Below are 26,497 nucleotides of genomic sequence, written 5' to 3'. Positions count from 1 at the left end.
AGGGGTAATTCTAATGGAAGTCATTCTGGATAAGAGATATGAGATGGAGATAGTATTTGAGGGAGAAACACACACCCTCTGCAATGTATTAAGAAGCATCCTCATGGAGGATGAAAAGGTTAAGGCAGCAGCATACTCGATAGACCACCCAATAGTGGGGGAACCACAGCTATATATCAGGGCAGGAAGCCCGAAAAAATCACTCAAGGCAGCAGCCGAAACCCTGAGGGATAGATGTGATGAATTCAGGGGCCTCATAGAGTCCCTGTGAACTATTTTTCCATGGAGAACCATAATTTCAGGCAGATAAAATCTGAGATAAGGATTCTCGGCATAGATGATGCTCCATTCACCCCCAGAAGTGAGGAGGACGTGCTTCTGGTTGGCACCGTATTCAGGGGCGGGCAGTGGCTCGACGGCGTCCTCACAACCACGGTGAGGGTGGACGGTGACGATGCCACAGAGCGGATCATCGAGATGGTGAATGGATCAAGGCACCTCAACCAGCTGAGGGTCATAATGCTTGATGGGCTGACCTTCGGGGGCTTCAATGTTGTGGACATAGTGGAATTATCAGAGAGGACCGGCCTTCCCGTTATAGTGGTTGTGAGGAAACATCCAGATATGGAAAGAATAAAGAGGGCGCTCAAGCACAGATTTTCTGACTGGAAGGCAAGGTGGCGCAGCATAGAGAGGGCCGGTAGAATCTACAGGGTGGAATCCAGGGAACCCCTCTACATCCAGACCGCAGGCATTGAACCTGATGACGCCGCAGAGATTGTCAGGATATCAACGACCCGCAGCTCAATTCCAGAACCACTGAGGGCGGCCCACATAATTGCCTCAGGAGTCACGTTAGGAGAGTCCAGGGGCAGCGCCTAGAAAGAGATGCCTGCAGGAGGAGTCTGGTTTGAAGGCACCCATGCTCACGGTGGACGTTATCATAAGGTTATCAGGGGATAGAATAATCCTCATACGGAGGGGCAGATCACCCTACAGGGGGTCCTGGGCCATACCCGGAGGATTTGTGGAATACGGTGAAACTGTTGAGGATGCAGCAAGGAGGGAGGCCCTCGAGGAGACAGGCCTTGATGTTGAAATCGAGGACCTCCTCGGGGTCTACTCCGACCCCCGGAGGGACCCCCGCGGGCACACCGTGAGCGTATGCTTCACCGCGAGGGCAGTGTCCGGTGAACCGGAGGCCGGTTCAGACGCTGCAGACATTGGAATATTCCACATCGAGGATATAGATGATCTTGAACTTGCATTTGACCACCGGAAGATTCTGGAGGATTTCAGGAGGCAGATACCGGGAATAGATTGATGAGGAATGCATCCCGTGTTCCACTAAAAAATCATTCTGCAGCATATCATGACCTTCAGTCACAATCAAAATTATTATAAATGTCCTTGTAGAAAAACTTTAGAAATCAAAAAGGTTTCAGTTTCTCTGACCAGGAGGAAGAAGATGGAGTTTTGTCCTAAGTGCGGAGCTGTAATGTTTCCATCCGAGGGAAAATTTAAGTGTCAGTGTGGCTATGAGAAGGATATCACAGATAAGCTCAAAGACAAGTACAGCGTCTCAGAGGAAGTTGAGGCAAAGGAGACCATAATATTCACAGGTGATGATGTAAATACCCTCCCAACCACGAGGGTTGAATGCCCGAAATGTGGTAACATGGAGGCCTTCTGGTGGCTTCAGCAGACAAGGAGGGCTGATGAATCAGAGACACGGTTCTTCAGATGTACCCGCTGCAAGCACACCTGGAGGGAATATGACTGAAAAATGGTGAGCAGATGTCTGATGAAGGCCCCGATAATGGTAAGAAAGGCAGGTATTCAGGAAGGCTCAGGGGTTTCCTTGCCAGGGTCTGGGAGGAGTTACAGGAGGATGAATCAGAGCACGGCTTTCCGGTGACCCTCATAATGGAACACCGTGACGATATACTGAGGTACAGTGCAATGGTACTTGGTGTCATGCTTTTGCTGACAGGTATCGTCACCATAATGGGGTCATCTGACCGTGTTGTTGACAATGTGGTCTCAGGCGAGAACACGGTCATCGCAGCATTCCTCATCCTCACGGGTCTCCTGCTGGTGGGGGCCTTCATGGTCCATAGCATCATAGGGGGCACACCCCTTGAGGGGTTCTATAAACAGGTGAAGAAGGCTGAAAGAGGGGAAGAGAAAGAAGAAGAGGAATAGTATATAAATCATGACCCCAATATCTAGCTATATAGGATAAGGAGGACGAAAATGTTCAAGGCAGAATTGAATGACCCTAACATTTTAAGGACGAGCTTCGATGCCATATCATCCATCGTTGACGAGGTTCAGATACAGCTTAGCGCCGAAGGCCTGCGCCTGGACGCCCTTGACAGGTCCCACATCACATACGTGCACCTCGAACTGAAGGCCGAGCTTTTCGATGAGTACGTCTGTGATGAACCAGAGAGGATCAACGTGGACACAGAGGAACTCATGAAGGTCCTCAAGAGGGCAAAGGCAAATGACAGGGTCATACTCTCAACCGACGAGGGAAACCTGATAATCCAGTTTGAAGGGGAAGCAGTAAGGACATTCAAGATAAGGCTGATCGACATCGAATACGAAACCCCAAGTCCTCCTGAAATTGAGTATGAGAATGAGTTCGAGGTGCCATTCCAGCTCCTCAAGGACTCAATAGCTGACATAGACATATTCTCAGATAAGATAACCTTCCGTGTGGATGAGGACCGTTTCATAGCCTCAGCTGAGGGAGAATTTGGAGACGCCCAGATTGAATACCTCCACGGCGAAAGGATAGGTAAACCTGCAAGGAGCATATACTCCCTTGATAAGATCAAGGAGATGCTCAAGGCAGACAAGTTCAGTGAGACCGCAATAATCAACCTGGGAGATGACATGCCCCTCAAACTGACCCTGAAGATGGCAAGCAAAGAGGGTGAACTCAGCTTCCTCCTTGCTCCAAGAATAGAGGCAGAGGAATAACTTAAAGGTGAGGAATGGGGTTGGACGAATTCTTTCAGAAACTGAGGAGGATTCAGAAAAAGGAGAGATCTGAAAGCGGCCTTGCAAGGGTGGGGGATGACTTCTATGAGAGGGTTCACAGTTACATAGAGGATCTCCTTGACGCCGTTGGCAATGACCCCTTCGCCAAGGAACACTACCTCATAAGGGACACCCAGAGGATAGCTACGGAGATCTGCGAGAGAAGGGAGCACAAGATAACTGATAGTGCCGTCATGAACGTCCAGAGGTCATACCACCTCTTCAATGGCAGGCCACAGTTCGACCTCCAGGATACAACCCCCCTCAACATGACACCAGAGGAGGAGGAGCTCTACTTTTCACTGGTAGAAACCCTGAGGGAATTCAGGGCGAGGATAATCCCCTCAATAGATGTTGAATCCGGTACCAGGGATTCAGGGGCGAAAGATGATGCCCCCAGGAAGGACGTTCTGGATGGCTCTGAAACTCTTACTGATCCTTCAACATCCGTAAAAACCGATAAAGGGGTTAAAGGGCGGGAGGAGGATATTGAAACGGTACTGATATTCGAGGAGGTACCTGCCAGGATAATGGGCGTGGATGAAAAGGTATACGGTCCATTCCGGCCGCAGGACATAGTCACGCTCCCATCACTGAATGCAAACGTCTTCATAAATGCAAAGAAGGGTCGGAGGATAAGGTATTCATAGGCAGCAGGCTTTAAAATGGTTAGACTGCTCTCCTGTTCTCTGAAGATCAGGTACCCTGCAATGAAACTGATGGATCAACACGGATTAGCAGTTTAAGGTTCAGTGAACCACCAGGTGGTGTCACATACAAAGGTATAAATAGAGATTTGAGATATACTAACCCAGTATAAAAAGTTCAGTTATTTTAAAGGCTTACTTTTTCACTTACGAGGTGATTAGATATGAAGATTCCTAAGGAAAGAAGAACTTACTGTCCAAACTGTAGAAAACACACCGTTCACGAGGTACTGGAATCAAAGAGGAGAAAGGCCAGTGAACTTAAGTGGGGTCAGAGGCAGTTCAGACGTGTCACTGCCGGTTACAGGGGTTACCCACGTCCACTCCCATCAGGTAACAAACCCGTTAAGAAACTTGACCTCAGGCTCAAATGCAAGGAATGTGGAAAGTCACACATAAAGAAGAAATCCTTCAGGGCTGGAAGGGTTGAATACGTGGCCTAGAGGTGATTGGCGTGATATTCTACAATACCAAGGGTAACTTTCTCCGTGTTAAATGTCTGGACTGCGGAAACCAGCAGGTTGTCTTTGACAGGGCAGCATCATATGTTCAGTGCATAATCTGTGGTAAAACACTTGTTGAGCCAACAGGAGGAAAGTCAAAGATCAAAGCCCAGATTCTAGAGGTCCTGGATTAATCTAGGTGTTTTTCATGGTAAGAAGAAAAAATGAATGGCCTGAAGAGGGTGAACTGGTGGTTGGGACCGTTCACAAGGTCCTCAACTACGGCGCCTTCGCCACCCTGGAGGAGTATCCAGGGAAGGAGGCTTTCATTCACATCTCCGAGGTATCCTCTGGATGGGTTAAAAACATAAGGGACTTTGTAAGGGAGAACCAGAAGATCGTTGCAAGGGTCCTCCGTGTGAATCCCCGTAAGGGACACGTGGATGTTTCAATGAAAAGGATAAGGGAGGACCAGCGCACAAAGAAGATCCAGGCATGGAAGATCGAACAGAAGGCTGAGAAATTCCTTGAACTCGCAGCAAGGGACCTTGGAAAGGACCTTGACACCGCCTATGAAGAGGTTGGATACGAACTGATGGACATATTCGGAGACCTCTACGGCGCCTTTGAAACCGCTGCAGAGGAGGGGGAAAAGTCCCTCATCGAGGAGGGAGTCCCTGAGGACTGGGCAGCCGTCATCACAGAGGTTGCCAAGCGCAACATAACACCTCCCGAGGTCCAGATAACTGGATACGTTGACATCAAGTCCTACGCACCCAACGGCGTCGAAATAATTAGGAAGGCACTTAAATCAGCCCAGGATGAGGGCATAACAGTCCAGGCGGTAGGAGCCCCCAGGTACCGGCTCATCGTGAAGTCAACGGACTACCTGAAGGCAGAGAAGCAGCTCAAGGAAGCAGCCCAGAAGTGCATAGAGATCGTTGAGAAAGAGGGTGGAGAGGGAGAATTCCTCCGTGAACTCACATGAAGATGAAAAGATGCCGTTCATGCGGAGAGTACACCCTGAAAGAGGTCTGCCCACACTGCGGAGGTAGAACAGGGGTCATTTATCCTCCAAAGTTTTCCCCGGAGGACAAATATGGCGCATACCGGAGAAAACTCAAAAGAGAGCTTTACTCTAGAGGTAGTGGTGAATCAAAATGAGGGAAACAATCATAAACGTTCTGGAAGACATTGAACTTTCCAGCCCCATATTCATCGAGGCACTTCCAGGAATAGGACATGTGGGTAAACTGGCAGCCGATCACATAATAGATGAACTGGAGGCTGTCAAATTTGCTGAACTCTACTCCCCATCATTCCCACCACAGGTACTGGTTGATGAGGATGGTATAGTTGAACCCATGAGGAATGAGTTCTATTACCTCAGGGATGCAGGCGGGGATGAGAGGGATTACATAATACTCGTGGGCAACACCCAGGGACTCTCACCTGAGGGACAGTATGAGATCTGTGGCATGATACTCGACTTTGTTGAGGGATACGGCGCCAGGAGGATATTCACCCTTGGAGGCCTCGCAACGGGGCAGCCCGTTGAGAAGGCGAGGGTCTATGGGGCAGCAACCAGCATGGAACTCGTCGAGGATCTCAAGGAACACGGCGTCATCATGAGATCCGCTGATGGAGGCATAATAGGCGCATCAGGACTTCTCCTTGGAATGGGGAGGCTGAGGGGCATGGAGGGTGTATGCCTCATGGGCGAAACACCAGGCTACTTCATAGACGCCGAGGCCGCCCGCGCACTCCTTGAGGTGCTACTTGAGATGACAAAACTTGAAGTGGACCTTGAAAAACTTGAGGAGCGTGCAGAGGAGACAAAGAAGATGATCTCCAAGGCCCAGCAGATGGAGCAGGAAATGATTGAGAGGATGAACCTCAAACCCGGGGAAGAGGACCTGCGTTACATAGGCTGAGCCCACCACCTATTTTTTCTGGATGATCAGATGATCATAAACGCTGACCTGCATATCCATAGCTGCTTTTCAAGGGCAACGTCCCGTAACATGGTTATTGACAACATAGCACCCCAGGCACGCCTCAAGGGCCTTCACCTTGTAGGGACAGGCGACGCACTTCACCCTGGATGGCGGAAGATCATAGCTGAATCAACTGAATATGAGGGGGACGGGATTTACGGGCGCGAGGAGTGCAGCTTCGTAATAACGGCGGAGGTTGAGGACTCAAGGAGGGTCCACCACCTCCTGATACTCCCATCACTTGAGGCTGCAGAGGAGATAGCCGGGAGGATGCCCTCAGCCAGCACCACAGATGGAAGGCCCAGGGTGAGGATGAACGGGGCCCAGATACTTGAACTTGTACATGAATACGATGGGATGGCAGGACCCTCCCATGCCTTCACACCCTGGACCAGCATGTACAAGTCATATGACAGCTACATGGACTGTTACGGGGCAAGACCAGACTTTCTTGAACTGGGCCTCTCTGCAGATACTGACATGGCTGATAAGATAGCCGAACTTGCAGACATACCCTTCCTGACCAACTCCGATGCCCATTCGCCGTGGCCCCACAGGCTGGGGAGGGAGTTCAATCAGTTTGAGATGGATGATGTGTCCTTCACCTCCCTCAGGAGGGCCATAGGTAAGTGCAGGATAAGGGCGAACTATGGACTTGACCCGCGCCTCGGAAAGTACCACATGACTGCATGTACCCGGTGCTACCGCATTTACAGTCCTGAGGAGGCGCTTGGAATGGACATGAGGTGTCCCTGTGGGGGTAAAATCAAGAAGGGTGTGGATTACAGGATATACGAGCTTTCAACCTGGGATGAACCTCACCACCCACCACACAGGCCCCCCTACGTCCACCTGATGCCCCTTGCAGAGATCATAGGGATGAAATATGATAAGGGAGTAACCACAAAATTTGTACAGGGAATCTGGGAGAAACTTGTGGGGGAATTTGGAACAGAGATCCGGGTGCTGCTTGATGCTCCCCTTGAGGATATTGCAGCGCTGGATACGGGTGTTGCTGTTGCAGTGGAGGCCTTTCGCAATGGCTCACTGACTGTGATACCCGGTGGTGGTGGGAAGTATGGTGAGATAAGGTTCCCTGCCGAGACCCTTGATGCTTACTTCAGATAATCTAATCAATAACCTGGGGTACCATTATCATCCATCATTATTTCTTCAATGGACCTGGAAAATAGCTGTTTTATTCCATGGGTCTCAAAAAATGGAATTCCTATCAGTGTACCTTGGAATTAGAATATTGAGCGGACCCGCCGGGATTTGAACCCGGGACCTTCAGATTAGGAGTCTGATGCCCTATCCTGGCTAGGCTACGGGCCCCGTTTCCTTTACACCTTTTTTTAGCGGACCCGCCGGGATTTGAACCCGGGACCTTCGGATTAGAAGTCCGACGCCCTATCCTGGCTAGGCTACGGGCCCTGACAAAAGAGTAAAGAAATATTTGATTTTCTAATATATAAACTTTTACATGTAGATGGGTGTCTCGGCCTCTCCCTGCACCGTCTCTGCGAGCTTCTTGAGCCGTGACTCTATGGCCTGCGCCTCCTGCAGGAGGGGCTCAGGGTCAACGGATGTACCGAGCATTTCATTCAGAACCTCAACGACACTTGCAGCTGCCCTCGGGTCAGGGTAGGGGTTGAGGATCTCTGCAAAGAGGCATGATGCTGGTACATCATTAACAGCGCACCTTGTAAGGAGGGTCCCTGAAATACCATTGAGGTTACCGAAGGGGACTATCGGTATTCCAAGGTCTGCAAGTCTCTGGATGACCTCCTGGCTGTTACCCGCACCCGCCACTGGCTGTGACTTTTCACGGACAACCATGCTGTTAAAGGTTATCAGCTCCCTGCTCTTATTGCGGACCATCCATTCCACGATCGCATTTGTCATATCATAGACAACTGCAGGGGGGAGTATGAAGTCCGAGAGGAAGAGGACTATCCCATCACCCTCATATATCCTGAAGGGGTGTATTGCAACACCCTTATAGAGGACAGCCAGGGGAGGGAAGTACTTTGAGTCAATGTAGCCTATCTCCCTCATCTTGAGGTCCTCAACCAGAAGCCACCCCAGTATGTTACCTATGAGGCCAACTCCAGGGGAACCCTCAAGGACGACAGCGTCCTCAACATCCTCTGAATATATTGTGCAGCACTCTGTTTCTGTCTTAATCATCATGGCGCACCACCAGCCCCTCCAAGGTTTTTACCGGTCATGGGGTCAATGTAGATCTCTCCAACGGTTTTCCCACCCATTTCGATGGGAACAACATAGACCAGTTTACCGTCCATTTTAAGGAGCCTTGGTGTCCCTGCAGCGGCACCCTCCTGCTTTATATATGTCTGGGCAATACTCTTTGCCTCTGAATAGGATATCTTCACATTCACTCCTGAACCCCCACCTGAGGTTGAACCACTGCCACCCTGTGATGATGTGGTTGAGGGCGATTCACTGTGGACGCTTGACTCCCCCTGCTGCTGGCCCTGATCATGACTGCTCTGGGGACTTGTGAATTTCCACAGTGTCTCGGAATTCTGACTCACCTGATAACCTGCAGCAACAGCTCCAATTATCAGGACTATCGCCACCGATGCTAGAACCTTTGAGTTTATCATCAACTCACCTTCCTGGTGTTAACAACACATTTAGTATGTGGGTCAAGATATATAACACTCAGTATTACTGAACAAAAAATTAATATTATAAACTCTGTTTTCTACTAATAATAAGTGATCTATAAAATGATATAAATAGTTTTCACTTTTTTTATAATTGAAAAACTTATAACATTTAAAAATAGTTATAATATTGAAGGTTTTTTGAACTTTAAAAACAAGAGGTGATACATTTGAGCGAAAGGATTGTTATATCGCCGACATCACGACAAGAAGGACATGCAGAACTTGTCATGGAAGTCGATGATGAGGGAATCGTGACAAAGGGGCGATACTTCAGTATTACTCCTGTCAGGGGCCTTGAGAAAATAGTGACAGGTAAAGCACCTGAAACAGCACCTGTCATCGTCCAGAGGATATGTGGAGTATGCCCTATACCACACACCCTGGCTTCCGTTGAGGCAATAGACGACTCCCTTGACATTGAGGTTCCAAAGGCCGGAAGACTTCTCCGTGAACTTACACTTGCAGCACACCACGTAAACAGCCACGCAATACATCACTTCCTCATAGCACCGGACTTCGTGCCTGAAAACCTCATGGCAGACGCCATAAACTCAGTCTCCGAGATAAGGAAAAACGCACAGTACGTAGTTGACATGGTTGCAGGTGAGGGTATACACCCATCCGATGTCAGGATAGGTGGAATGGCCGACAATATAACGGAACTCGCAAGGAAAAGGCTGTATGCAAGGTTAAAACAGCTCAAACCAAAACTCAACGAACACGTTGAACTCATGATAGGATTAATCGAGGATAAGGGCCTTCCAAAGGGCCTTGGAGTCCACAACCAGCCAACACTTGCAAGCCACCAGATCTACGGCGACAGGACAAAATTCGATCTGGACAGGTTCACCGAGGTAATGCCTGAGAGCTGGTACGATGACCCTGAAATAGCCAAGAGGGCCTGCTCAACAATACCACTCTACGATGGAAGAAACGTGGAGGTCGGTCCAAGAGCAAGGATGGTTGAATTCCAGGGATTCAAGGAAAGGGGTGTTGTTGCACAGCACGTTGCAAGGGCACTTGAGATGAAAACGGCACTCGCAAGGGCAATTGAAATCCTTGATGAACTAGACACATCCGCACCGGTAAGGGCAGACTTCGATGAGAGAGGCACAGGTAAACTAGGTATAGGTGCAATTGAAGCTCCCCGGGGACTGGACGTCCACATGGCCAAGGTTGAAAATGGTAAGATACAGTTCTACAGTGCACTCGTCCCAACAACCTGGAACATCCCAACAATGGGTCCTGCAACTGAAGGATTCCACCATGAATACGGACCACACGTCATACGCGCTTACGACCCCTGTCTCTCATGCGCAACACACGTGATGGTTGTTGATGACGAGGACAGATCAGTAATCAGGGATGAAATGGTCAGACTCTAGGGAATAACATGCCATACGACGCTGAGATTCTAGTGGTGGGCTGTGGAAACATCCTTTTCAAGGACGATGGATTCGGCCCAGAGGTTATCAAGGCCCTTGAAGAGTACTTCAAGGATAGGGAAAAACCAGATAATGTTATGTTCATTGATGCTGGGACTGGCGGTCCACACTTTGTCTTCTCCCTCCCCCATGAGGAGTGGAAGAAGATGATAGTTGTGGATGTTGTTGAATTCAACGCAGAACCCGGAACACTCAGGAAATTCGATGTCACTGAGATTCCAAAGGGATCCTATGAAAATATGCATACATGGCCAGTGAGCCAGCCCCTCCATGAACTCAGTGAAAAGATCGATGTTGTGGTAATAGGGTGTAAACCCAAGGAGATATCAGCTCCCAATGTGGAAATGGGCCTCACACCCCCAGTAAAAAAGGCTATTCCCAGAGCCATTCAGATGATCTTAGATGAGATTGGGGTTTCTAAATGAGCTTAATTGCCCGCATCAAAAGATTTTTAGGATTGGAGGCTGAAGCTAAGAGGGAAGAACCCGAAAAAGAAAAATCGGAACCTGTTGGAGCTTCAAAAGAGGAGGTTGAAAAAGTGGCTGAAGAAAATGCAAAACCAAGAATAGGTTACATTCACCTCAGTGGATGTACCGGAGATGCCATGTCGTTAACTGAAAATTACGACATTCTAGCAGAATTACTCACCAACATGGTGGACATAGTATACGGACAGACCCTGGTGGATCTCTGGGAGATGCCAGAGATGGATCTGGCCCTTGTTGAGGGATCTGTCTGTCTGCAGGACGAACACAGCCTGCACGAACTCAAAGAACTGAGGGAGAAGGCAAAACTCGTCTGCGCCTTCGGTTCATGCGCAGCAACAGGCTGCTTCACAAGGTACTCAAGGGGTGGACAGCAGGCACAGCCATCACACGAGTCCTTTGTACCAATAGCAGACCTCATAGATGTGGACCTCGCCATTCCAGGGTGCCCACCATCACCTGAGATAATAGCAAAGGCAGTCGTTGCACTCATCAACAATGACATGGAGTACCTCCAGCCAATGCTGGACCTTGCAGGCTACACAGAGGCATGCGGATGCGACCTCCAGACAAAGGTTGTAAACCAGGGTCTCTGCACTGGATGTGGAACATGTGCAATGGCCTGCCAGACAAGGGCCCTTGACATGACCAACGGAAGACCCGAACTCAACAGCGACCGCTGTATAAAATGTGGAATCTGCTATGTGCAGTGCCCAAGAAGCTGGTGGCCAGAAGAACAGATCAAAAAGGAGTTAGGGCTATAGGAGGCTGGAAAAATGGTTTTAGGTACTTACAAGGAAATAGTTTCCGCCAGATCAACTGACAGAGAGATTCAGAAGTTAGCCCAGGATGGAGGAATAGTTACAGGTCTTCTAGCATATGCCCTTGACGAGGGCATAATCGAAGGCGCAGTTGTTGCAGGACCCGGAAAGGAGTTCTGGAAGCCAGAACCAATGGTCGCCATGACCTCAGATGAACTCAAGGCGGCTGCAGGTACCAAGTACACATTCTCACCAAACGTCCTGATGCTCAAGAAGGCAGTGAGGCAGTACGGTATAGAGAAACTGGGTACAGTTGCAATACCCTGCCAGACCATGGGTATAAGGAAGGCCCAGACCTACCCATTCGGTGTCAGGTTTGTTGCAGATAAGATAAAACTCCTGGTCGGTATCTACTGCATGGAGAACTTCCCATACACATCACTGCAGACCTTCATCTGTGAGAAACTCGGATTAAACATGGAGCTCGTTGAGAAGATGGACATAGGTAAAGGAAAATTCTGGGTCTACACCCAGGATGATGTCTACACACTCCCACTCAAGGAGACCCATGGATACGAACAGGCAGGATGCAAGATCTGCAAGGACTATGTGGCTGAGCTGGCAGACGTATCAACAGGTTCAGTGGGATCACCGGATGGCTGGTCAACAGTCATAACAAGGACAGATTCAGGGGACTCAATATTCAAGCAGGCTGTTGAGGCAGGTATATTCGAGACCAAACCAATAGAGGAAGTCAAACCTGGCCTGGGACTTCTTGAAAAACTCTCTGCACAGAAGAAGGAAAAGGCAGAGAAGAACATCGCTGCAAGGAAAGAGATGGGATTACCAACACCATACTGATCCCATCCCTAAATTTTCTATTTTTCAGAACATTCAGTCCATTCAACTGCATCCTCAAGTTAACTATTCTGTTATAACCGTGCAGCCGCCCTCCTCAACAATGACTGTATGTTCCCACTGGGCGACCATTGCACCGCTCTTTTCCCTCAGCACATGGTAGGGGTATATGGCCCTTGACTGTATCAGCATTCTCATGGAGGCATTAAGTCTCTTTGCATCGAAGTACTCTTCAAGCCACCGCTGTGCAAAGGGGAGGGCGTGATACTCCTCCCGTATCTTACCCAGGACCCTCCTGGCATGTACAAGCCGGAGGGGCCTCTCCCTGAGGAACCGGAATATGTAGGTCTGCGGCATATCCGTCACAAGGCCCACACCATCCGTGGCAAAGGGTTCAATCGCCAGGACGTCCCCCTCCTCCAGCTGATGAGTGTTCCTTTCATTGATATTGGGTATTGATAGTCCTGAGTGCAGTATCCAGCGCTCCATGCTGTGCCCGGTCAGATTGGAAACAGGGTTCATGCCATGGGAGTGAATGGTTTCCTCGATCACGCGTCCAATTTCTCCAACCTCAACACCGGCCCTTATGGTTGAAATGGCATTCTCAAGGGCCTCCCTTGCAGCGTCCATCATCTGGTGGCATTTATCATCAACATCCCCCACAGGCACCGTGATGGCGGTGTCGGCTATGAATCCATCCACATGGGCGCCCAGGTCCAGCTTAACAAGGTCACCATCACCTATTACACTATCGTCGCCTGGTGGAGAGGTGTAGTGGGCCGTTACCTCATTCACCGATACGTTACATGGAAAGGCTGGCCTACCACCTTCCTCAATTATACGATCCTCCACGTAATTTACGAGTTCTATTATGGGCAAGCCATCCCTTATTATCCCCGCGGCTTCCCTTCTGACCTTTGATACAATTTTACCTGCCTTCAAGTATGATTCGATCATCTTTATCACTGATCCTGTTCTGCTATTTATTTAAATAAGGAGTTATATATACAGTAGATAATACTATGCAAGGGGGCAGTATATGGCGACCACGGCAACGGTACCTCAGAATGTTTTGTGGCTTATAATATCTATCCTAGGTTTTATAACTGTGATTATCGTGGCTGTACAGTGGAGGAGGGTGAGGGAATCCCAGAACGACATCATGCTTCTTGAAAAACAGATTGAACTCAAGAAGATAACCCTTGTTGAAAATGACCTTCATGCAAAGCGTCTGATGGAGACAACGATACCCCTTCCCAAGGATAAGCAGGATAAACTGGCATCCATAAGGAAGAAAACATCCGAGATAATGCATGAGGTGGGTTATCTCCAGAGTGAAATAAGTGAGAGACTGGCCCTTCTTGAGGCCAAGACAGAGTTCAAGAAACTCGAAAAGATGCTTAAGGAACTTGAGAAGAAGGAAGCGGAGATGAATTCCAGGCTGAAAAAGTAATGGGGAGGTTTTAAAGTGGGACCGGTGGAGCTTCTTGCAATTCTGATACTTGCAGGGGCGATAGTAGTCCTCATATACTACTACCTGATGGAATCAGGAAACATAGCGCCCGTAACAAGGATATATGGAGCTGGTGAAGGCACAGCCGAAGGGAGGGAAGGTTACATGGCAGGTGTTGGAGAAAAGATGTCAGATGTGAGTGACAGGATAATGGGCAAGGTGAGGGAGGTACCCATAAGCACGGATGTCATCTCAAACAAGATAGACGCCTTCCTCAATGAGAAGAGCGATGAACTCATAGAGGACTGGTCACTTGCAACCATGGATGACATATCTAAACTTGAGAAAAGGCTTGAACTTGTATCAAGGAACATAGATGAACTGGAGCAGAGATTCAACGAGTACAGGGGTCACACCAATAAGAAACTCGAGTCTCTTGACAGGAGGCTCAGAAGGCTTGAGGAAAAGGAGGAAAAGAACTGACCACAACCTTTATATATTGAAATAACAAATCTAATGTTTAGCGGGGTGGGGTAGTCTGGTGATCCCGCGGGGCTCATAACCCCGAGATCCCTAGTTCAAATCTAGGCCCCGCTATCAGTTCTAATTTTCATGATTATTTACCGGGCAAGCCGAAGGGCAGCTGACGGTCCCTCAAGGGGCTGAGGAAACTCCACCCATCATACAGAACCGTGGTGCCGTGAGGCATCAGCTGAGAGGCTGGACCCTGGAGCAGAAACGACACGTCTCCTGATGGATGATAATGAAGCTTCACCCTCAAAGGAGCAGACTGACATCAGGAGGACCGGTGAAACGGCCATTCCACGGGATGCAAGGACAAATGCTGCCGGTGATTACTGTAGGAGGCAGAGGTAGTCCGCCCAGATGAATGCTGCCGAAACAGAAGGTGGGTTACTCTCGGCATGCCCGGTTTCAATCATTATATTCAATTACTGTGATCCAATAAGAGCCCCTGAGGGGGTACGGAAATCAGTATCCCTGCATAGCTCTCCAGAACTAACTGATTTTTTCGCAGGCGCGATGGAGCTGTTGTTCTCTCTTCAGAACTAACTGATTCTGTCAGAGGTCATGAATTCGAAAAAATAGGAGATTCAGTGGATTATGGCATCCTTCACCTTATCGAAGAAGCCCTTATCCTCGTGGATCTCATCCCCACTGATACTTGCAAATTCCCTGAGGAGTTCCTTCTGCCTGGGGCTCAGCTTTCTTGGTGTCACAACCTTGACCTTTACGTAGAGGTTCCCGTAGCCGTTCCACTTGAGATGGGGCATCCCGTGGCCCTTAACACGGAAGGTTGTACCGCTCTGGGTCCCTGCGGGTATCCTCAGTTTCACTGGCCTGTCAAGGGTCGGGACCTCGATGGTGTCACCCAGCGCTGCCTGGACGAAGCTTATGGGCTTCTCGGTGTACAGGTTGGCACCTTCCCTCCTGAAAATGCTGTGGGGCTTGACCTTGATAACCACGTAGAGATCCCCTGGTTCTCCACCACGAAGACCCATCTCCCCCTCACCGGGGACCCTGAGCCGGGATCCTGTCTCAACACCTGCAGGGACCTTCACATGGATGGTGCTGGTCTTCCTGACAACGCCTTTACCGTTACAGTTACTGCAGGGTTTCTCAACTACTGTACCCTCACCCTGACAGTCGGGGCACGTTGTTATGTTCATCATCTGCCCCAGGATGGTGTTCCTCACCTGCCGCACCTGTCCGCTGCCACCGCAGGTCTGACAGGTCATTGTACCGGTGCCTGGCTCAGCCCTGCTGCCATGGCACACCGGACACTTCTTTGTATGTGGAACCTTTATATCGGTTTCAAGACCAGTGTAGGCATCTTCAAGGCTTATCTCCAGGGTGTAGCTTATATCAGCGCCCCTCTGTGGGCCGTGCCTTCTTCCTCCACCAAATCCGAACATGTCAAATATGTTTCCAATGTCAAATCCCAGGCCGCTGAAGATGTCCTCAAAGTTGATGTTGTTGAATATATCCTCCTGACTGAAGCCATCCATACCAGCATGGCCGAAGCGGTCGTACCTCGCCCTCTTCTCATCATCAGAGAGGACTGCGTAGGCTTCGCTTATTTCCTTGAATTTTTCGGCTGCATCAGGGTCATCACTGACGTCAGGGTGGTACTTTCTGGCGAGTCTCCTGTAGGCCTTCTTTATCTCCTTCTTATCCGCACCCCTATCCACACCGAGGATCTCATAGTAGTCACGTTTAGCCATCGATTTTCACCTGGTATACTCTAGAAACAGTCTACTAGGAATTAATTGTTTATCAAGAATAAAAAAATGTGGGGTTGGGGGCTAGTTCTTGACCTCAAAGTCTGCATCTATGGTATCATCGCCGCCCCTGTCTTCACCCTCGGAGGCTGTGCTGCCTGCCTGTTGCTGTGCTGCCTGCTGGTATATAACTGCTCCGATCTCCTGGACCGTCTTTGTGAGCTCCTCTGTCTTTGATTTTATTGCCTGGATGTCGTCTCCTGCTATGAGTTCCCTGAGTTCCCTGACCTGTTTCTCAACCTCTTCCTTCTTCTCGGCGGGTACTTTGTCTTCGAGTTCATCCAGGGTCTTTTCTGCAGTGTAGATCATTGAATCTGCGTTGTTCCTTATTTCGATTTCCTCCTGTTTTCGTCTGTCCTCCTCTGCGTGTTTCTTGGCCTCTTCTATCTTCTGTTTTATCTCCTCCTCGGAGAGCTTGTTTGGAGCTGTTATTGTTATGGCTTGTTCCTTACCCGTTCCAAGGTCCTTTGCTGATACATTCAGTATACCGTTTGCGTCAATGTCGAAGGTCACCTCAATCTGGGGCACTCCACGGGGCGCTGGTGGTATGCCCACGAGCTGGAATCTTCCAAGGCTTGTGTTGTCTGCGGCCATTGGCCTCTCACCCTGGAGGACGTGGATGTCCACTGATGTCTGGTTGTCCGCTGCAGTTGAGAATATCTGGCTCTTCTTGGTGGGTATGGTGGTGTTCCTTTCTATTAGCTTGGTGAAGACTCCTCCGAGGGTCTCTATACCGAGGGACAGTGGTGTTACATCGAGAAGTACCAGGTCCTTTATTTCACCGGCAAGGACACCTCCCTGTATGGCTGCACCCATGGCAACGCACTCCATGGGGTCTATTCCCCTCTCGACGGGTTTTCCTATGAAGTCCTCAACGAATTTCTGGACGATGGGCATCCTTGTGGGTCCGCCGACAAGTATTATCTTGTCAACGTCCTCCCTGGTCATTCCGGCGTCCCTGAGTGCCTGTTCCATGGGTCCTGCACATTTCTGGACTATCGGGTCAACGAGTTCCTCCAGTTTGGCCCTTGTTATTGTCTTTATGAGGTGTTTTGGTCCATCCTGGGCCACGGTGATGTATGGGAGGTTCACCTCGGTTGTCAGGGTTGTTGATAGTTCTATCTTGGCCTTCTCAGAGGCCTCCCTCAACCTCTGGACCGCCTGGTCGTCCTCCATGAGGTCTATGCCGGTCTCCGTTTTGAATTCTTCGGCAAGGTAGTTCATTATCGCATTGTCCATGTCGGTTCCGCCGAGCTGGGTGTCACCACTGGTTGATCTGACCTCGAAGACCCCTCCACCGAACTCCATTATTGTAACGTCCAGTGTACCTCCACCGAGGTCGAAGACCATTATGACCATGTCCTCGTCTTCCTTGTCAAGCCCGTAGGCAAGGCTTGCGGCTGTTGGCTCGTTGACGAGCCTCACAACGTCAAGACCGGCGATGGTCCCGGCGTCCTTTGTGGCTGTCCTCTGGTTGTCGTCAAAGTAGGCAGGTACAGTGATCACTGCCTTCTTTATCTCCTCTCCCAGGAATGCCTCGGCATCCTTTTTGATCTTCTGGAGGATGAATGCTGAGATCTCCTGTGGTGTGTACTCCTTGCCGTGGACCTTAACCTTCCTGTCTGTACCCATACTCCTTTTTATGGCTGTTATGGTGTTCTCCGGGTTTGTGACTGCCTGGCGCCTTGCAGGTTCACCCACCAGCATCTGTCCGTCCTCTGTGAATGCCACGCAGCTTGGGAATGATTTACCGTACTGTGATGCACCCTCTGCACTGGGTATGATGGTTGGTTTACCGCCTATTAGAACTGCGGCTGCAGAGTTACTTGTTCCAAGGTCAATACCGAGAATTTTTTCTTTCTTTGCCATGTGATCACCTCAAATCAGCTTTTCTTACATACCTTAACAATTGAGTGCTTTATTATGCGGTCGTTCAGTCTGTAACCACGTGATAACTCCTCGATGATGACACCATCCTCATATCCGTCATGGTCCTCAACCATAACGGCCTCGTGGAGGAAGGGGTCGAATTTCTCCCCCTCTGCAGGTATCTCACTGAGGCCCTCCTTTGTGAGGGTGTCTCTGAACTTCCGGTAGATGACCTCAAGACCATCCATGCTGCTGTCCTGATTTTCAATGGCCCTTTCGAGGTCCTCGTAGACATCCAGGAGCTTGAGTATGAGCCTTTCGTTGGCGTTTTTTATGATTTCGAGTTCCTGTTTTTTCATCTGTTTCTTGTAGTTATCGAAATCTGCCTGGAGTCTCTGGAGGTGGGAGGTGTACTCCCTGATTTCCTCTTCCTTCTTTTCGATTTCGTTCTCTAAATCTTTAAGACGCTCCCTGAGTTCCTCAAGTTCCTTCTGGCATTCCTGTGGGGACCTAGAATCAGTTTTTTTATCTTCGCACATCAGTTCACCTTTGATTTTTTACAGAAATTAAAGTTACCGGAGGTTACCTATAACCTTATAGCTATTATACTTACAAAAGGTTATATAAACCTTTCGACATAGTCTACATGATGAGCGGAAAATCCACTGAAAACCAGAACATGGAAGTTATACTTGACGTCATGGGTTGCAAGACCCGGAGGGATATCATAAACCTCCTGCGTGAGGAGCCAAGGTTCGTGAGTGAGATATCCCGGGAGCTGGATATAGGGCAGAAGGCCATAATAGAGCACCTGAGGGCCATGGAGGAGGCAGGGATCCTGAGCTCCTTCTTCAGGAAAATAGAGCGGGGAAGGCCCCGTAAGTATTATGACATCTCAAGGGACATCCATGTCAGCATAACAATAAACAGGAACACCTTCAGGGTTGACGTCATGGATGACCTCCTGAACAGGAAGCAGCTACCTCCCGGGGATGAATGGTCCAGACTCCTCAACATTGAAAATAAGATAAAGAGGGGTCAATGGGAGGCAGTTGAGGAGTTAAAGAACCTCATAAGGCTCTATGATCACCTTAAGAGGAGGGCCGAGGACCTGCTGATGGAAGCAGAGATTCGAAGGAAAATGGAGTGACATGACCCCCACCTTATTTATATGGACTGATGGTGCTAACGGTATCTGAGGGCCACTGCAACAGCCTGTCCCAGGGAAACTGAGCCATCACCTGCACAGGAATTCCTGTGCTGGATGAACCTGTAACCCCTCTCTGTGACGTAATCCCTCACAGCGAGGCTTATGGCCTCATTATAGAACACGCCACCGGTTCCACCGATACACTTCACTCCAGCATCATCTGCTGCAAGTACCGCCATCTCTGCAAGGCCCTCTGCAACGGCTTTCTGGGCGGCATGGGCTATCTCTGATCTATCCTCACCCCTATCAATAAGTTCCATGACATCCAGCAGGATGGCTGATGTGTCCAGGATGTACCTCCCACCTTTTTCTTTAACCTCAAAGGGCATGTTCAGCTTTTCAGAGGCCCTGAAGGCCTCGGATTCCAGTTTCATTGCACACTCACCCTCATAGGTCCTTACACCACAGATCCTGAGGGCTGCTGAGATGGCGTCAAGCACACGCCCGGTGCCTGTACTTATACCTGTATTCAGCCCGGACTCCAGCTGCCTCATCACCACACCGATCTCCCTCTCGCCGTGGGGGAAATAGTCAGAGTACCTCTCACTGAATAGCTCCTGGAGGTCCCCCTCATAGCGTCCCCTCAACATGGAGAGGAGCATCCGTGCAGGGTACCTTGTCGCAAGGTCACCTCCCGGCATCCTCTGGGGCATCAGACTCCCCAGTCTCTCATAATCTGAACCATGGCAGTGGAGTATCTCACCACCCCATGATGTGCCGTCATCACCGTAACCAACACCATCTGCAGCTATGCATATGCACTCATCGACACCCGCATCAAGCATCAGGGCAAGGGCATGGGCGTGGTGGTGCTGGACCCTCAGGACCTCTGCAGAGAACCTGCTGGCGAGTTCCTCAGCATAGGATGTTGTGAGGAACTGGGGGTGCAGGTCACAGGCTATAACATCAACATCCTCTGTCCCGGTTATGCCCATGAGGTAATCCACAGCGTCCTTAAGAAAGAGGAGGGTGTCATACCTTGAGGTGTTGCCTATGTGCTGGGAGACATAGCACTGACCACCCTTCAGCACCGAGAATGTAACGTCAAGTTCCGGTCCCAGGCAGATTGCCGAGACGTCACCGGCAACATGGGGGATCTCGTAGGGTTCAGGGGCATATCCGCGGGACCTCCTTATGAATGCCATTTCACCACCCCTGAAACGGACAACAGAGTCATCGCAGCGGTTCACAATCCTTCGGTCATGGAGCAGGAAGTAATCTGCTATCCCCTGAAGGCCCCCTATGATCTCAGTGTTCTCTATGAACATGGGGTCCCCTGGCCTGTTTGCAGATGTCATCACATAGGCCGGCGCCTCTGTGTACCTCAGGAGGACATGGTGAAGACCAGAGTAGGGTAACATGACCCCTATGTTATGGAGGCCCGGTGCAACCGAGGGGGCCAGGCAGTAGTCCCGGCTTTTTTTCAGGACAACGATGGGCCTCCTTCTTGAGGTGAGGGCTTCCTCCTCCACGTCTGATATGGATGCATAGGACTCTATGGATTCGAGGTCAGGGGACATGCATGCGAAGGGCTGATTTGGTCTTCCGAGCCCTGAACGGAGCCTTTTAACTACCTCATCATCATCGGCACGGCAGACGAGGTGCGTACCACCGATACCCTTAACTGCAAGTATGCTGCCATCATCAAGGAGTTCTGCCGCCATTTTAATGGGGTCAGGGGTCTTCAGGATCCCGTCCCTGTACAGGAAGGGCTTTGGACCGCAGATGGGGCAGCATGTGGCCTCTGCATGGTACCTCCTGTCGAGGGGGTTGAGGTATTCCTCCATGCAGGAGCTGCAGAGAGGGAAATCACGCATGCTGGTCCTTTCACGGTCATAGGGAATGGATTCTATAACGGTGAACCTGGGCCCGCAGTCTGTGCAGGCGGTGAAGGGATAGAGGTATCTCCTGTTATTCTCATCCATCATCTCTTCCAGACAGCTGCTGCAGGTGGCGACATCCGCGGGTATTACAGATGTCCCCGAGGAACTGGATGAACTCTCCTTTATACTGAATTCAGCGAATGATGCCTCATTGACCTCAAAAATTTCCTTTTTTATACTGTTTATCCTTGAAATGGGGGGCTTATCTTTCTTAAGCCTCTCAATGAATTCTTCAATGCCTTCGTGGCTACCCTCGAGGGCTATTTCCACCATGTTCCCCATGTTCCTCACGTATCCCGTGAGGCCGAGTTCATTTGCAAGTCTGTAGACCGCTGGCCTGAAGCCAACGCCCTGGACTATTCCCTCCACTGTGAGATGGGCACGGTACATTTCTATCTACCTTGAGTTTGCATGAGTTCTCCTATGCTAAGATTATATTGATGTACTTATAAATTAGGTAGTGATGCCGGTAAGATCAATTCTTGAGGAACTACTCAGGGGAAGGATATCACTGGAGGAAGCTGAGAGGGCCATTGAATCAGCCCAGCTGAGCCTGGGGGATAGGGTGAGGTTTGACATATTCCGCGAGAAGAGAACAGGATTTCCAGAGGCAGTATTCGCTCCAGGCAAGAGTGATGAGGATATAGTTAATATTGTGAAGGCTGTGGGGGATGTGCTTGTAACCAGACTCCCACCTGATAGGGCTGAAGGGATACTGAAGGAACTCGGGGATATTGATAGAAGAATTGAGTACCATGAGACCGCAGGGGTGCTCGCTGCAAGGTCAGGAGACCCTGAGTTTATTGGAAGGATAGGGTTGCTCTCTGCCGGGACATCGGACATACCCGTTGCAGAGGAGGCAAGGGTGGTTGCAGAGGAATCAGGCTGTGAGGTCATCACTGCCTATGATGTTGGTGTTGCAGGCCTCCACAGGCTCCTGGACCCACTCAGGAGGATGCATGAATCAGGGGTTAAGGCCCTCATAGTGGTTGCAGGTATGGAGGGTGCTCTTCCCTCAGTGGTTGCAGGACTTGTTGATGTACCAGTCATAGGGGTTCCAACCTCTGTTGGCTACGGTGTGGGTGAGGGCGGGTCAGTGGCGCTTAAATCAATGCTCCAGTCATGCTCGCCCGGCATAGGGGTTGTTAACATAGACAATGGATTCGGGGCGGCTGTTCTGGCGGTTAAGATATTGAGGGCATGCAGTCTCTAGCTCCCCGCAGCCCTTTCAGGGGGCTTTCTCACCTGAATTCTCCTGCTGGGACCCGTACATTTTACCCCATTCGCAGAGGGCGTCCAGTATGGGTATGACGGATTTTCCCTTCTCTGTGAGGCAGTACTCCACCCGGGGGGGCACCTCAGGGTAGACCTTTCTGTTTATCAGTCCACTGGATTCAAGTTCACGGAGTGTCCTTGTGAGCATCCGCTGTGTTATTTTTGGGATCCTCCGGTTTATTTCACTGAAGCGGAGTTTACCATCCTTCAGGGTGCAGAGGACCAGTGATTTCCATTTACCACCTATCTCGTTGACGGCGACCTCAACTGAACAGAGGTATTCATCATCTCCCATGTCATCACCACTATACTCCTTGTAACATGGTATACTTATTGTAAGTATATACATTTTGTGTAACTACATGATTTAAATACATTAAGTTACTTTACTATAGTAAAGAAGGTTGAGAGGTGAAAACCATGCTTGTAAGCTTTGATCTACAGCACTTCTGCTGCGGTCCAAAGGGCTGTCAGATAGAGATAGAATACGGCGAAATGCTCGACGCAGAGCAGTAAATTCTCCTTTTCTAACACCCCTCATTTTTCATAACCCCCTTCATTTTGACAAAATTTTTATGCACCTGGACTTAAAATCATAAAAATCCACTGATTCTCATAAAGAGGATACCATGAGAGTGCACCCATTCAAGCCCACACCATCATCCAGAAGGAGTGTCAGCCACCTCATATATGAGTCGGACAGGCAGCTATTTGACTGGTTCTTCACTGAGCCAGATCTGATAATAGAAAAGCTTATAGACTACGGACTGTACCTGGATCCTGACAGGATAGTACTGGCATCCAGGGGGCCGGAGGTTATTGGGGCACTGGTCTATGAACTTAAGGGCGCAGAGATCAGTAGGCTGGATCTGATAAGATGTCTGGGCCCCCTGGATTTCCTGAGGTTCTCTGCAATGGATTTAATTGACTCCCTCAGCACACTGGACCTGGGGGAGGGTGATCTCTATATCTCATCCCTTGCAGTTTCAGCGGGAGCAAGGGGGATGGGGGTGGGGTTCAGACTCCTCGAGGAGGCACGAAAAATAGCAGAGGAGGAAGGTCTTGAGAGACTCACCCTTGATGTTGCACAGAGCAACAGACCGGCCCTCAAACTTTACAGGAAATTCGGTTTCAGAATCAAAGACGAAAGCGGAATAAAAATCTTAAACAGAATGTTCTACCGCATGGAATTATCTCTTATCTGAGTTTCCACCAGCCTATTCCATTTCCTGTTCTGCTTCTATCGTTGGAGCTGTCTTTCCCTATTTTCTTCTTGCAGCAAACTCCTCCAGGAGGCTGTCAAGGGGCACGCCCTTGTATACCAGCAGGAGCAGAGTGTGGAATATGAGGTCGGCTGCCTCCTCCACGAGGTTCTCATCATTCTTTGATGCTATTATGACCTCTGCGGCCTCCTCCCCTATTTTCTCAAGGATCTTATCCTCTGCCCTTTTATCATCATCCCTCATGAGGCGTGAAGTGTATGAATCAATGGGTCTGTCCCTCCGATCCTCAAGCACACGGTATACTTCCCTTAAAATTCCCTCATCTACCATTCTTCTTACCTGCCATGGCCTTTCTCATGCTCGTCGTTATCGCAATCAGTGGGTGCTGGGCGTCATCTATGACCTCTATGTCCTCCAGGGTGTGAACACCATTGAGGTCAGCTGTCTTCTCCATACCCAGCTTCATATCCTTCTTTATATCTATGACATAGGAGTCTATCTCCTTGCACCCGAGCCTGTAGGATGCGAGGGTCCTGTGGTGACCATCAATGAGGACGTACCTTTCACCTGTCTTAACAACTATTGTGGGCTCTGCAAGACCCCTTTTAATTTCATAGGTCCTGCCCTGGAGTTCATCGGCATAGACCTTGTTCTGGGTTGGCCTCAATTTCTCGATTGGGACCTTCATCCTTTTAACCTCTGGTTTAACACCATAGAGCTGTTCCAGGGTCTTCTTGAAGTAGTTGACCTTCATGGGTGTTGAACGCTCGATGTGGGACCTCACGATATCGGTGTTTGTTATGATTCCAACAAGCTTACCCTCCTTGTTTATAACAGGTAGCCTGGAGATGCCCATCCTGAACATCACCCTTGCGGCGTCATTGAGTGACATGTCCTGGTCAGCCACAACAACATCCCTTGACATGATCTCTGAGACGGTTTTAACCCACGGTTTTATCAGAAGGTCAAAGGCCGTCACCATCCCGATCACAGAACCGTTATCCTTAACAGGGAACCCATCGTGCCCTGTTTCCTTCATAAGTTTGATTATCTCAGCAGTTGAAGTATCTGAGGATACCGTTATAACGTCCCGGGTCATGTAGTCCCTTACAAGTGCCTTGTTGCTCATCCTATTCCCTTCTTCTGTTTTTTCCAGATGAAACTGTTATCACAGACTATCTTCACCACACGGTGGTATGGGATGGAGCTCCCATCCCTCAGTATCATGAAGCCCCTCTCAAGCCTTTCTATGTCGGAGCCCCTGATTGTTTTAAGGTTCCTGCAGGCACCCCTGTGGAGGTAGCTTATCCTGCATCTTTCAATATCCCACTTCGGATGCCACATCAGAAGATCCAGGACGTTCTTGGCCATACACCTCAGATCCGTTCCTTTATCAGTTCAACGGTGCGTTCGGGTTCAGCCTTACCACGGGTCATCCTCATGACCTGACCAACCAGGAAATTTATGGCTGCCTCCTTACCGGCATGGTAATCCTCAACAGCCCCTGGATTCTCTCTTATGGCCTGTTCAACGGCCCTTATGACTTCCGATTCATCTATGATGCCTATGAGTCCCATTTCGGTCGCTATCTCCCGGGGACCCTTTTTATTCAGTGGCATCTCCTCTATGATCTTCTTGGCTGCCTTGCTTGTTATCTCCTTCTTCCTGATCATGGCGAGAAGCTCGATGATATCCCCTGGTGTTATCATGCTTTCTGCAAAGCTTATCTTGTTGTAGTAAAGGACCCTTTTCAGTTCATCCCTCATCCACAGGGCAGCAAATTCAGGGTCTATTGAGCCAGCAACCTCCTCGAACGCGTCTGCAAGCTCCAGCTCTGATGTGAGGACCCTTGCATCCTCCTCCCTCAGGCCGTACTCCTCCATGAAACGCTTCACCTTCAGGTGGGGTGCTTCCGGTATCCTCTCCCGCAGACCCTCCACCACTTCATCCGTGAACTTCATTGGCGGAAGGTCCGGGTCAGGTATGTATCTGTAGTCCTCTGCCTCCTCCTTGAGCCTCATTGAAACAGTTATCATCTGCGACTCAAGAAAGGCCCTTGTTTCCTGCTTGACCTCAACACCCCTCTTCAGGAGGTTCTTCTGTCTGATCATCTCAAATTTCAGGGCCTTGTAGGCGCCCTTAATTGAGTTTATGTTCTTTATTTCAACCCTTTTACCACCCTCAAGGGATATGTTGACGTCGGCCCTCATTGTACCCTCCCCACGTGCACAGCCACTGTACTCGAGGACCCTTATGAGTTCCCTGAGGAAGTTCCTGGCCTCCTCAGGGGAGGTCATGTCGGGTTCTGTGACTATTTCAATGAGGGGGATTCCTGACCTGTTGAAGTCCACGGTTCCCTGGTCGGGCTTGTACTGGCCCGGGTCCTCCTCGATGTGGACCTCCCTGATCCTCACACCGTTCAATTCACCCTCAAGTCCCACGGGTATGGATGTCCTCTGATACCCGGATGGGAGGTCCGGGTAGTTGTAGTGCTTACGCATGAAGTAGGTGATCTCAGGGTTTATCCTGCAATCGAGCATGAGTGCAATTTTAAGTGCCCCCTCAAGGGCGCTCCTGTTTGGGGGGTATGGCTTGGCCCCGGGCTGGTTGAGGCAGACCGGGCATATGTTGGTGTTTGGTGGGGCTTCCTGGTAATCTGTGGGGCACCTGCAGAAGAGTTTTGATCTGGTGTCAAGCTGAACATGAATTTCAAGACCACATTTCATCTTAATGGTTATTCCTCCCTTTTTATGATCCGGTGAACTTCAGAGTATATTATTATCATCATTTACTTAAAGCAATTTAAGATTTTTCAGACACCCCTCAACATATCTGTCTATG

Annotated in this window: 35 protein-coding genes, 3 tRNA genes and 1 other RNA gene (1 of these 39 running past the window's edge); 24 read left to right on the top strand and 15 right to left on the bottom strand. The window is 49.7% G+C overall.

Annotated features, from left to right (window positions below; genetic code table 11):
- Positions 1-13: 13 nt before the first annotated feature.
- From MTCT_RS06095 to MTCT_RS06040, 13 genes are all read left to right on the top strand, one after another.
- Positions 14-271 carry a DNA-directed RNA polymerase subunit L gene (locus MTCT_RS06095; protein ID WP_048175849.1) on the top strand — a complete coding sequence of 86 codons (258 nt, stop codon included), beginning with the start codon at positions 14-16 and terminating at the stop codon, positions 269-271.
- Positions 272-282: 11 nt separating this feature from the next.
- Positions 283-882, top strand: coding sequence for a DUF99 family protein (locus tag MTCT_RS06090; protein ID WP_048175848.1), 600 nt, complete (start codon positions 283-285; stop codon positions 880-882).
- A gap of 28 nt (positions 883-910) precedes the next feature.
- The gene (locus MTCT_RS06085; RefSeq protein ID WP_048175847.1) at positions 911-1,324 is read left to right on the top strand and encodes an NUDIX hydrolase; all 414 of its coding nucleotides are present in this window, start codon (positions 911-913) and stop codon (positions 1,322-1,324) included.
- Positions 1,325-1,468: 144 nt separating this feature from the next.
- Positions 1,469-1,783 (top strand): transcription factor S, encoded by a 315-nt coding sequence (locus MTCT_RS06080; protein ID WP_048175844.1) that lies wholly within the window; start codon positions 1,469-1,471, stop codon positions 1,781-1,783.
- Positions 1,784-1,797: 14 nt separating this feature from the next.
- On the top strand, positions 1,798-2,205 hold the full coding sequence (locus tag MTCT_RS06075; RefSeq protein ID WP_048175842.1) for a hypothetical protein: 408 nt from the start codon (positions 1,798-1,800) through the stop codon (positions 2,203-2,205).
- A gap of 51 nt (positions 2,206-2,256) precedes the next feature.
- Positions 2,257-2,991 carry a proliferating cell nuclear antigen (pcna) gene (gene pcn, locus MTCT_RS06070; protein ID WP_048175840.1) on the top strand — a complete coding sequence of 245 codons (735 nt, stop codon included), beginning with the start codon at positions 2,257-2,259 and terminating at the stop codon, positions 2,989-2,991.
- Positions 2,992-3,011: 20 nt separating this feature from the next.
- Positions 3,012-3,701 carry a hypothetical protein gene (locus MTCT_RS06065; protein WP_048175839.1) on the top strand — a complete coding sequence of 230 codons (690 nt, stop codon included), beginning with the start codon at positions 3,012-3,014 and terminating at the stop codon, positions 3,699-3,701.
- A 221-nt stretch (positions 3,702-3,922) separates the two neighbouring features.
- Positions 3,923-4,201, top strand: a complete 279-nt coding sequence (locus tag MTCT_RS06060; RefSeq protein ID WP_010876923.1) for a 50S ribosomal protein L44e — start codon at positions 3,923-3,925, stop codon at positions 4,199-4,201.
- Positions 4,202-4,203: 2 nt separating this feature from the next.
- A complete protein-coding gene (locus tag MTCT_RS06055) occupies positions 4,204-4,395 on the top strand; it encodes a 30S ribosomal protein S27e (protein ID WP_010876922.1) in 192 nt (63 codons plus the stop codon).
- A gap of 14 nt (positions 4,396-4,409) precedes the next feature.
- Entirely contained in the window at positions 4,410-5,189 is a 780-nt protein-coding gene (locus MTCT_RS06050; protein WP_048061020.1) for a translation initiation factor IF-2 subunit alpha, read from the top strand.
- The gene (locus MTCT_RS09235) at positions 5,186-5,365 is read left to right on the top strand and encodes an RNA-protein complex protein Nop10 (protein ID WP_010876920.1); all 180 of its coding nucleotides are present in this window, start codon (positions 5,186-5,188) and stop codon (positions 5,363-5,365) included. Before MTCT_RS06050 ends, MTCT_RS09235 begins: the two co-directional genes overlap by 4 nt.
- Positions 5,362-6,135, top strand: coding sequence for a proteasome assembly chaperone family protein (locus MTCT_RS06045; RefSeq protein WP_048175837.1), 774 nt, complete (start codon positions 5,362-5,364; stop codon positions 6,133-6,135). The genes MTCT_RS09235 and MTCT_RS06045 overlap by 4 nt, the downstream gene beginning before the upstream one ends.
- Before the next feature lie 30 nt (positions 6,136-6,165).
- Positions 6,166-7,326: a TIGR00375 family protein gene (locus MTCT_RS06040; protein WP_048175834.1), complete on the top strand. Its 1,161-nt coding sequence runs from the start codon at positions 6,166-6,168 to the stop codon at positions 7,324-7,326.
- 132 nt (positions 7,327-7,458) lie between these two features.
- Here the strand turns inward: MTCT_RS06040 and MTCT_RS06035 are convergent.
- From MTCT_RS06035 to MTCT_RS06020, 4 genes are all read right to left on the bottom strand, one after another.
- A tRNA-Arg gene (locus MTCT_RS06035) sits at positions 7,459-7,533 on the bottom strand.
- A 24-nt stretch (positions 7,534-7,557) separates the two neighbouring features.
- Positions 7,558-7,632 (bottom strand) — tRNA-Arg (locus MTCT_RS06030).
- 45 nt (positions 7,633-7,677) lie between these two features.
- Positions 7,678-8,388 carry a proteasome assembly chaperone family protein gene (locus MTCT_RS06025; RefSeq protein ID WP_231855275.1) on the bottom strand — a complete coding sequence of 237 codons (711 nt, stop codon included), beginning with the start codon at positions 8,386-8,388 and terminating at the stop codon, positions 7,678-7,680.
- Entirely contained in the window at positions 8,388-8,828 is a 441-nt protein-coding gene (locus MTCT_RS06020) for a PepSY domain-containing protein (RefSeq protein WP_048061019.1), read from the bottom strand. The genes MTCT_RS06025 and MTCT_RS06020 overlap by 1 nt, the downstream gene beginning before the upstream one ends.
- A 233-nt stretch (positions 8,829-9,061) precedes the next feature.
- On the opposite strand from MTCT_RS06020, the gene frhA reads away from it, so the two are divergent.
- The 4 genes from frhA to frhB are packed head-to-tail and all read left to right on the top strand — an operon-like array spanning position 9,062 to position 12,446.
- Positions 9,062-10,279: a coenzyme F420 hydrogenase subunit alpha gene (frhA, locus tag MTCT_RS06015; protein ID WP_048175830.1), complete on the top strand. Its 1,218-nt coding sequence runs from the start codon at positions 9,062-9,064 to the stop codon at positions 10,277-10,279.
- Positions 10,280-10,287: 8 nt separating this feature from the next.
- A complete protein-coding gene (frhD, locus tag MTCT_RS06010) occupies positions 10,288-10,764 on the top strand; it encodes a coenzyme F420-reducing hydrogenase, FrhD protein (RefSeq protein WP_010876914.1) in 477 nt (158 codons plus the stop codon).
- A complete protein-coding gene (gene frhG / locus MTCT_RS06005; protein ID WP_048175829.1) occupies positions 10,761-11,588 on the top strand; it encodes a coenzyme F420 hydrogenase subunit gamma in 828 nt (275 codons plus the stop codon). Before frhD ends, frhG begins: the two co-directional genes overlap by 4 nt.
- 12 nt (positions 11,589-11,600) lie before the next feature.
- The gene (gene frhB, locus MTCT_RS06000) at positions 11,601-12,446 is read left to right on the top strand and encodes a coenzyme F420 hydrogenase subunit beta (RefSeq protein ID WP_048175828.1); all 846 of its coding nucleotides are present in this window, start codon (positions 11,601-11,603) and stop codon (positions 12,444-12,446) included.
- A 63-nt stretch (positions 12,447-12,509) separates the two neighbouring features.
- Here the strand turns inward: frhB and map are convergent, their stop codons facing one another.
- Complete coding sequence (gene map, locus MTCT_RS05995; protein ID WP_048175827.1) at positions 12,510-13,400, bottom strand: type II methionyl aminopeptidase; 891 nt, start codon at positions 13,398-13,400, stop codon at positions 12,510-12,512.
- A gap of 82 nt (positions 13,401-13,482) precedes the next feature.
- Here map and MTCT_RS05990 point away from each other — a divergent pair, with 82 nt between their 5' ends.
- From MTCT_RS05990 to rnpB, 4 genes are all read left to right on the top strand, one after another.
- The gene (locus tag MTCT_RS05990; RefSeq protein WP_048175826.1) at positions 13,483-13,896 is read left to right on the top strand and encodes a hypothetical protein; all 414 of its coding nucleotides are present in this window, start codon (positions 13,483-13,485) and stop codon (positions 13,894-13,896) included.
- Positions 13,897-13,911: 15 nt separating this feature from the next.
- Entirely contained in the window at positions 13,912-14,379 is a 468-nt protein-coding gene (locus MTCT_RS05985; protein WP_048175825.1) for a hypothetical protein, read from the top strand.
- Positions 14,380-14,418: 39 nt separating this feature from the next.
- A tRNA-Met gene (locus MTCT_RS05980) sits at positions 14,419-14,493 on the top strand.
- A gap of 30 nt (positions 14,494-14,523) precedes the next feature.
- Positions 14,524-14,823: RNase P RNA component (gene rnpB / locus MTCT_RS09110), an RNA gene on the top strand.
- Positions 14,824-15,008: 185 nt separating this feature from the next.
- Here the strand turns inward: rnpB and dnaJ are convergent.
- From dnaJ to MTCT_RS05965, 3 genes are all read right to left on the bottom strand, one after another.
- Positions 15,009-16,139 carry a molecular chaperone DnaJ gene (gene dnaJ, locus MTCT_RS05975; protein ID WP_048175824.1) on the bottom strand — a complete coding sequence of 377 codons (1,131 nt, stop codon included), beginning with the start codon at positions 16,137-16,139 and terminating at the stop codon, positions 15,009-15,011.
- A gap of 81 nt (positions 16,140-16,220) precedes the next feature.
- The gene (dnaK, locus tag MTCT_RS05970; RefSeq protein ID WP_048175823.1) at positions 16,221-18,065 is read right to left on the bottom strand and encodes a molecular chaperone DnaK; all 1,845 of its coding nucleotides are present in this window, start codon (positions 18,063-18,065) and stop codon (positions 16,221-16,223) included.
- Positions 18,066-18,079: 14 nt separating this feature from the next.
- Entirely contained in the window at positions 18,080-18,604 is a 525-nt protein-coding gene (locus MTCT_RS05965; protein WP_048175822.1) for a nucleotide exchange factor GrpE, read from the bottom strand.
- 107 nt (positions 18,605-18,711) lie between these two features.
- Here MTCT_RS05965 and MTCT_RS05960 point away from each other — a divergent pair, with 107 nt between their 5' ends.
- Complete coding sequence (locus MTCT_RS05960) at positions 18,712-19,215, top strand: ArsR family transcriptional regulator (RefSeq protein ID WP_048175821.1); 504 nt, start codon at positions 18,712-18,714, stop codon at positions 19,213-19,215.
- A 35-nt stretch (positions 19,216-19,250) separates the two neighbouring features.
- Here MTCT_RS05960 and hypF read toward each other — a convergent pair whose 3' ends face one another.
- Positions 19,251-21,548, bottom strand: a complete 2,298-nt coding sequence (gene hypF / locus MTCT_RS05955) for a carbamoyltransferase HypF (RefSeq protein ID WP_048175820.1) — start codon at positions 21,546-21,548, stop codon at positions 19,251-19,253.
- Positions 21,549-21,621: 73 nt separating this feature from the next.
- Between hypF and larB the strand changes: the two genes are divergently transcribed.
- Positions 21,622-22,371: a nickel pincer cofactor biosynthesis protein LarB gene (gene larB / locus MTCT_RS05950; protein WP_048175819.1), complete on the top strand. Its 750-nt coding sequence runs from the start codon at positions 21,622-21,624 to the stop codon at positions 22,369-22,371.
- Between the two features lie 15 nt (positions 22,372-22,386).
- On the opposite strand, the gene MTCT_RS05945 is transcribed toward larB, so the two are convergent.
- On the bottom strand, positions 22,387-22,728 hold the full coding sequence (locus MTCT_RS05945; RefSeq protein ID WP_048175818.1) for a helix-turn-helix domain-containing protein: 342 nt from the start codon (positions 22,726-22,728) through the stop codon (positions 22,387-22,389).
- Positions 22,729-23,062: 334 nt separating this feature from the next.
- On the opposite strand from MTCT_RS05945, the gene MTCT_RS05940 reads away from it, so the two are divergent.
- Positions 23,063-23,638: an N-acetyltransferase gene (locus MTCT_RS05940; protein ID WP_048175817.1), complete on the top strand. Its 576-nt coding sequence runs from the start codon at positions 23,063-23,065 to the stop codon at positions 23,636-23,638.
- Between the two features lie 57 nt (positions 23,639-23,695).
- Here MTCT_RS05940 and hisE read toward each other — a convergent pair whose 3' ends face one another.
- From hisE to MTCT_RS05915, 5 genes are all read right to left on the bottom strand, one after another.
- Positions 23,696-23,986, bottom strand: a complete 291-nt coding sequence (gene hisE, locus MTCT_RS05935) for a phosphoribosyl-ATP diphosphatase (RefSeq protein WP_048175816.1) — start codon at positions 23,984-23,986, stop codon at positions 23,696-23,698.
- Positions 23,976-24,785 (bottom strand): CBS domain-containing protein, encoded by an 810-nt coding sequence (locus tag MTCT_RS05930; RefSeq protein WP_010876899.1) that lies wholly within the window; start codon positions 24,783-24,785, stop codon positions 23,976-23,978. The genes hisE and MTCT_RS05930 overlap by 11 nt, the downstream gene beginning before the upstream one ends.
- A complete protein-coding gene (locus MTCT_RS05925; RefSeq protein WP_010876898.1) occupies positions 24,782-25,027 on the bottom strand; it encodes a DUF504 domain-containing protein in 246 nt (81 codons plus the stop codon). Before MTCT_RS05925 ends, MTCT_RS05930 begins: the two co-directional genes overlap by 4 nt.
- Positions 25,028-25,032: 5 nt before the next feature.
- Positions 25,033-26,382: an Asp-tRNA(Asn)/Glu-tRNA(Gln) amidotransferase subunit GatB gene (gatB, locus tag MTCT_RS05920; protein WP_010876897.1), complete on the bottom strand. Its 1,350-nt coding sequence runs from the start codon at positions 26,380-26,382 to the stop codon at positions 25,033-25,035.
- A 66-nt stretch (positions 26,383-26,448) separates the two neighbouring features.
- Positions 26,449-26,497, bottom strand: partial view of a radical SAM protein gene (locus MTCT_RS05915; protein ID WP_048175815.1) — the 3' portion only. Its footprint extends 953 nt past the window's final position; only the last 49 of its 1,002 coding nucleotides appear in the window; its start codon lies beyond the right edge, outside the window; it ends in the stop codon at positions 26,449-26,451.

Origin of the sequence: Methanothermobacter sp. CaT2 (assembly GCF_000828575.1) — an archaeon.
Lineage (GTDB): Archaea > Methanobacteriota > Methanobacteria > Methanobacteriales > Methanothermobacteraceae > Methanothermobacter.
The sequence above is the reverse complement of the archived record's forward strand: the minus strand, read 5'-3'. Positions and strand labels throughout refer to the sequence as shown.

Excerpts from the sequence above, each read along its gene's own strand:
- MTCT_RS05990 (WP_048175826.1), top strand. The coding sequence starts at position 13,483 with ATGGCGACCACGGCAACGGTACCTCAGAATGTTTTGTGGCTTATAATA.
- pcn (WP_048175840.1), top strand. The coding sequence starts at position 2,257 with ATGTTCAAGGCAGAATTGAATGACCCTAACATTTTAAGGACGAGCTTC.
- dnaK (WP_048175823.1), bottom strand. The coding sequence starts at position 18,065 with ATGGCAAAGAAAGAAAAAATTCTCGGTATTGACCTTGGAACAAGTAAC.
- map (WP_048175827.1), bottom strand. The coding sequence starts at position 13,400 with ATGATCGAATCATACTTGAAGGCAGGTAAAATTGTATCAAAGGTCAGA.
- MTCT_RS06075 (WP_048175842.1), top strand. The coding sequence starts at position 1,798 with ATGTCTGATGAAGGCCCCGATAATGGTAAGAAAGGCAGGTATTCAGGA.
- frhD (WP_010876914.1), top strand. The coding sequence starts at position 10,288 with ATGCCATACGACGCTGAGATTCTAGTGGTGGGCTGTGGAAACATCCTT.
- frhB (WP_048175828.1), top strand. The coding sequence starts at position 11,601 with ATGGTTTTAGGTACTTACAAGGAAATAGTTTCCGCCAGATCAACTGAC.
- MTCT_RS06045 (WP_048175837.1), top strand. The coding sequence starts at position 5,362 with ATGAGGGAAACAATCATAAACGTTCTGGAAGACATTGAACTTTCCAGC.
- MTCT_RS05965 (WP_048175822.1), bottom strand. The coding sequence starts at position 18,604 with ATGTGCGAAGATAAAAAAACTGATTCTAGGTCCCCACAGGAATGCCAG.
- MTCT_RS05945 (WP_048175818.1), bottom strand. The coding sequence starts at position 22,728 with ATGGGAGATGATGAATACCTCTGTTCAGTTGAGGTCGCCGTCAACGAG.
- gatB (WP_010876897.1), bottom strand. The coding sequence starts at position 26,382 with ATGAAATGTGGTCTTGAAATTCATGTTCAGCTTGACACCAGATCAAAA.
- MTCT_RS06090 (WP_048175848.1), top strand. The coding sequence starts at position 283 with ATGGAGAACCATAATTTCAGGCAGATAAAATCTGAGATAAGGATTCTC.
- MTCT_RS05925 (WP_010876898.1), bottom strand. The coding sequence starts at position 25,027 with ATGGCCAAGAACGTCCTGGATCTTCTGATGTGGCATCCGAAGTGGGAT.
- MTCT_RS09235 (WP_010876920.1), top strand. The coding sequence starts at position 5,186 with ATGAAGATGAAAAGATGCCGTTCATGCGGAGAGTACACCCTGAAAGAG.
- MTCT_RS06080 (WP_048175844.1), top strand. The coding sequence starts at position 1,469 with ATGGAGTTTTGTCCTAAGTGCGGAGCTGTAATGTTTCCATCCGAGGGA.
- frhG (WP_048175829.1), top strand. The coding sequence starts at position 10,761 with ATGAGCTTAATTGCCCGCATCAAAAGATTTTTAGGATTGGAGGCTGAA.
- MTCT_RS05960 (WP_048175821.1), top strand. The coding sequence starts at position 18,712 with ATGATGAGCGGAAAATCCACTGAAAACCAGAACATGGAAGTTATACTT.
- MTCT_RS06020 (WP_048061019.1), bottom strand. The coding sequence starts at position 8,828 with ATGATAAACTCAAAGGTTCTAGCATCGGTGGCGATAGTCCTGATAATT.
- MTCT_RS06095 (WP_048175849.1), top strand. The coding sequence starts at position 14 with ATGGAAGTCATTCTGGATAAGAGATATGAGATGGAGATAGTATTTGAG.
- larB (WP_048175819.1), top strand. The coding sequence starts at position 21,622 with ATGCCGGTAAGATCAATTCTTGAGGAACTACTCAGGGGAAGGATATCA.
- MTCT_RS06060 (WP_010876923.1), top strand. The coding sequence starts at position 3,923 with ATGAAGATTCCTAAGGAAAGAAGAACTTACTGTCCAAACTGTAGAAAA.
- dnaJ (WP_048175824.1), bottom strand. The coding sequence starts at position 16,139 with ATGGCTAAACGTGACTACTATGAGATCCTCGGTGTGGATAGGGGTGCG.
- hisE (WP_048175816.1), bottom strand. The coding sequence starts at position 23,986 with ATGGTAGATGAGGGAATTTTAAGGGAAGTATACCGTGTGCTTGAGGAT.
- MTCT_RS05940 (WP_048175817.1), top strand. The coding sequence starts at position 23,063 with ATGAGAGTGCACCCATTCAAGCCCACACCATCATCCAGAAGGAGTGTC.
- hypF (WP_048175820.1), bottom strand. The coding sequence starts at position 21,548 with ATGTACCGTGCCCATCTCACAGTGGAGGGAATAGTCCAGGGCGTTGGC.
- MTCT_RS06050 (WP_048061020.1), top strand. The coding sequence starts at position 4,410 with ATGGTAAGAAGAAAAAATGAATGGCCTGAAGAGGGTGAACTGGTGGTT.
- MTCT_RS05930 (WP_010876899.1), bottom strand. The coding sequence starts at position 24,785 with ATGAGCAACAAGGCACTTGTAAGGGACTACATGACCCGGGACGTTATA.
- MTCT_RS06025 (WP_231855275.1), bottom strand. The coding sequence starts at position 8,388 with ATGATTAAGACAGAAACAGAGTGCTGCACAATATATTCAGAGGATGTT.
- MTCT_RS06040 (WP_048175834.1), top strand. The coding sequence starts at position 6,166 with ATGATCATAAACGCTGACCTGCATATCCATAGCTGCTTTTCAAGGGCA.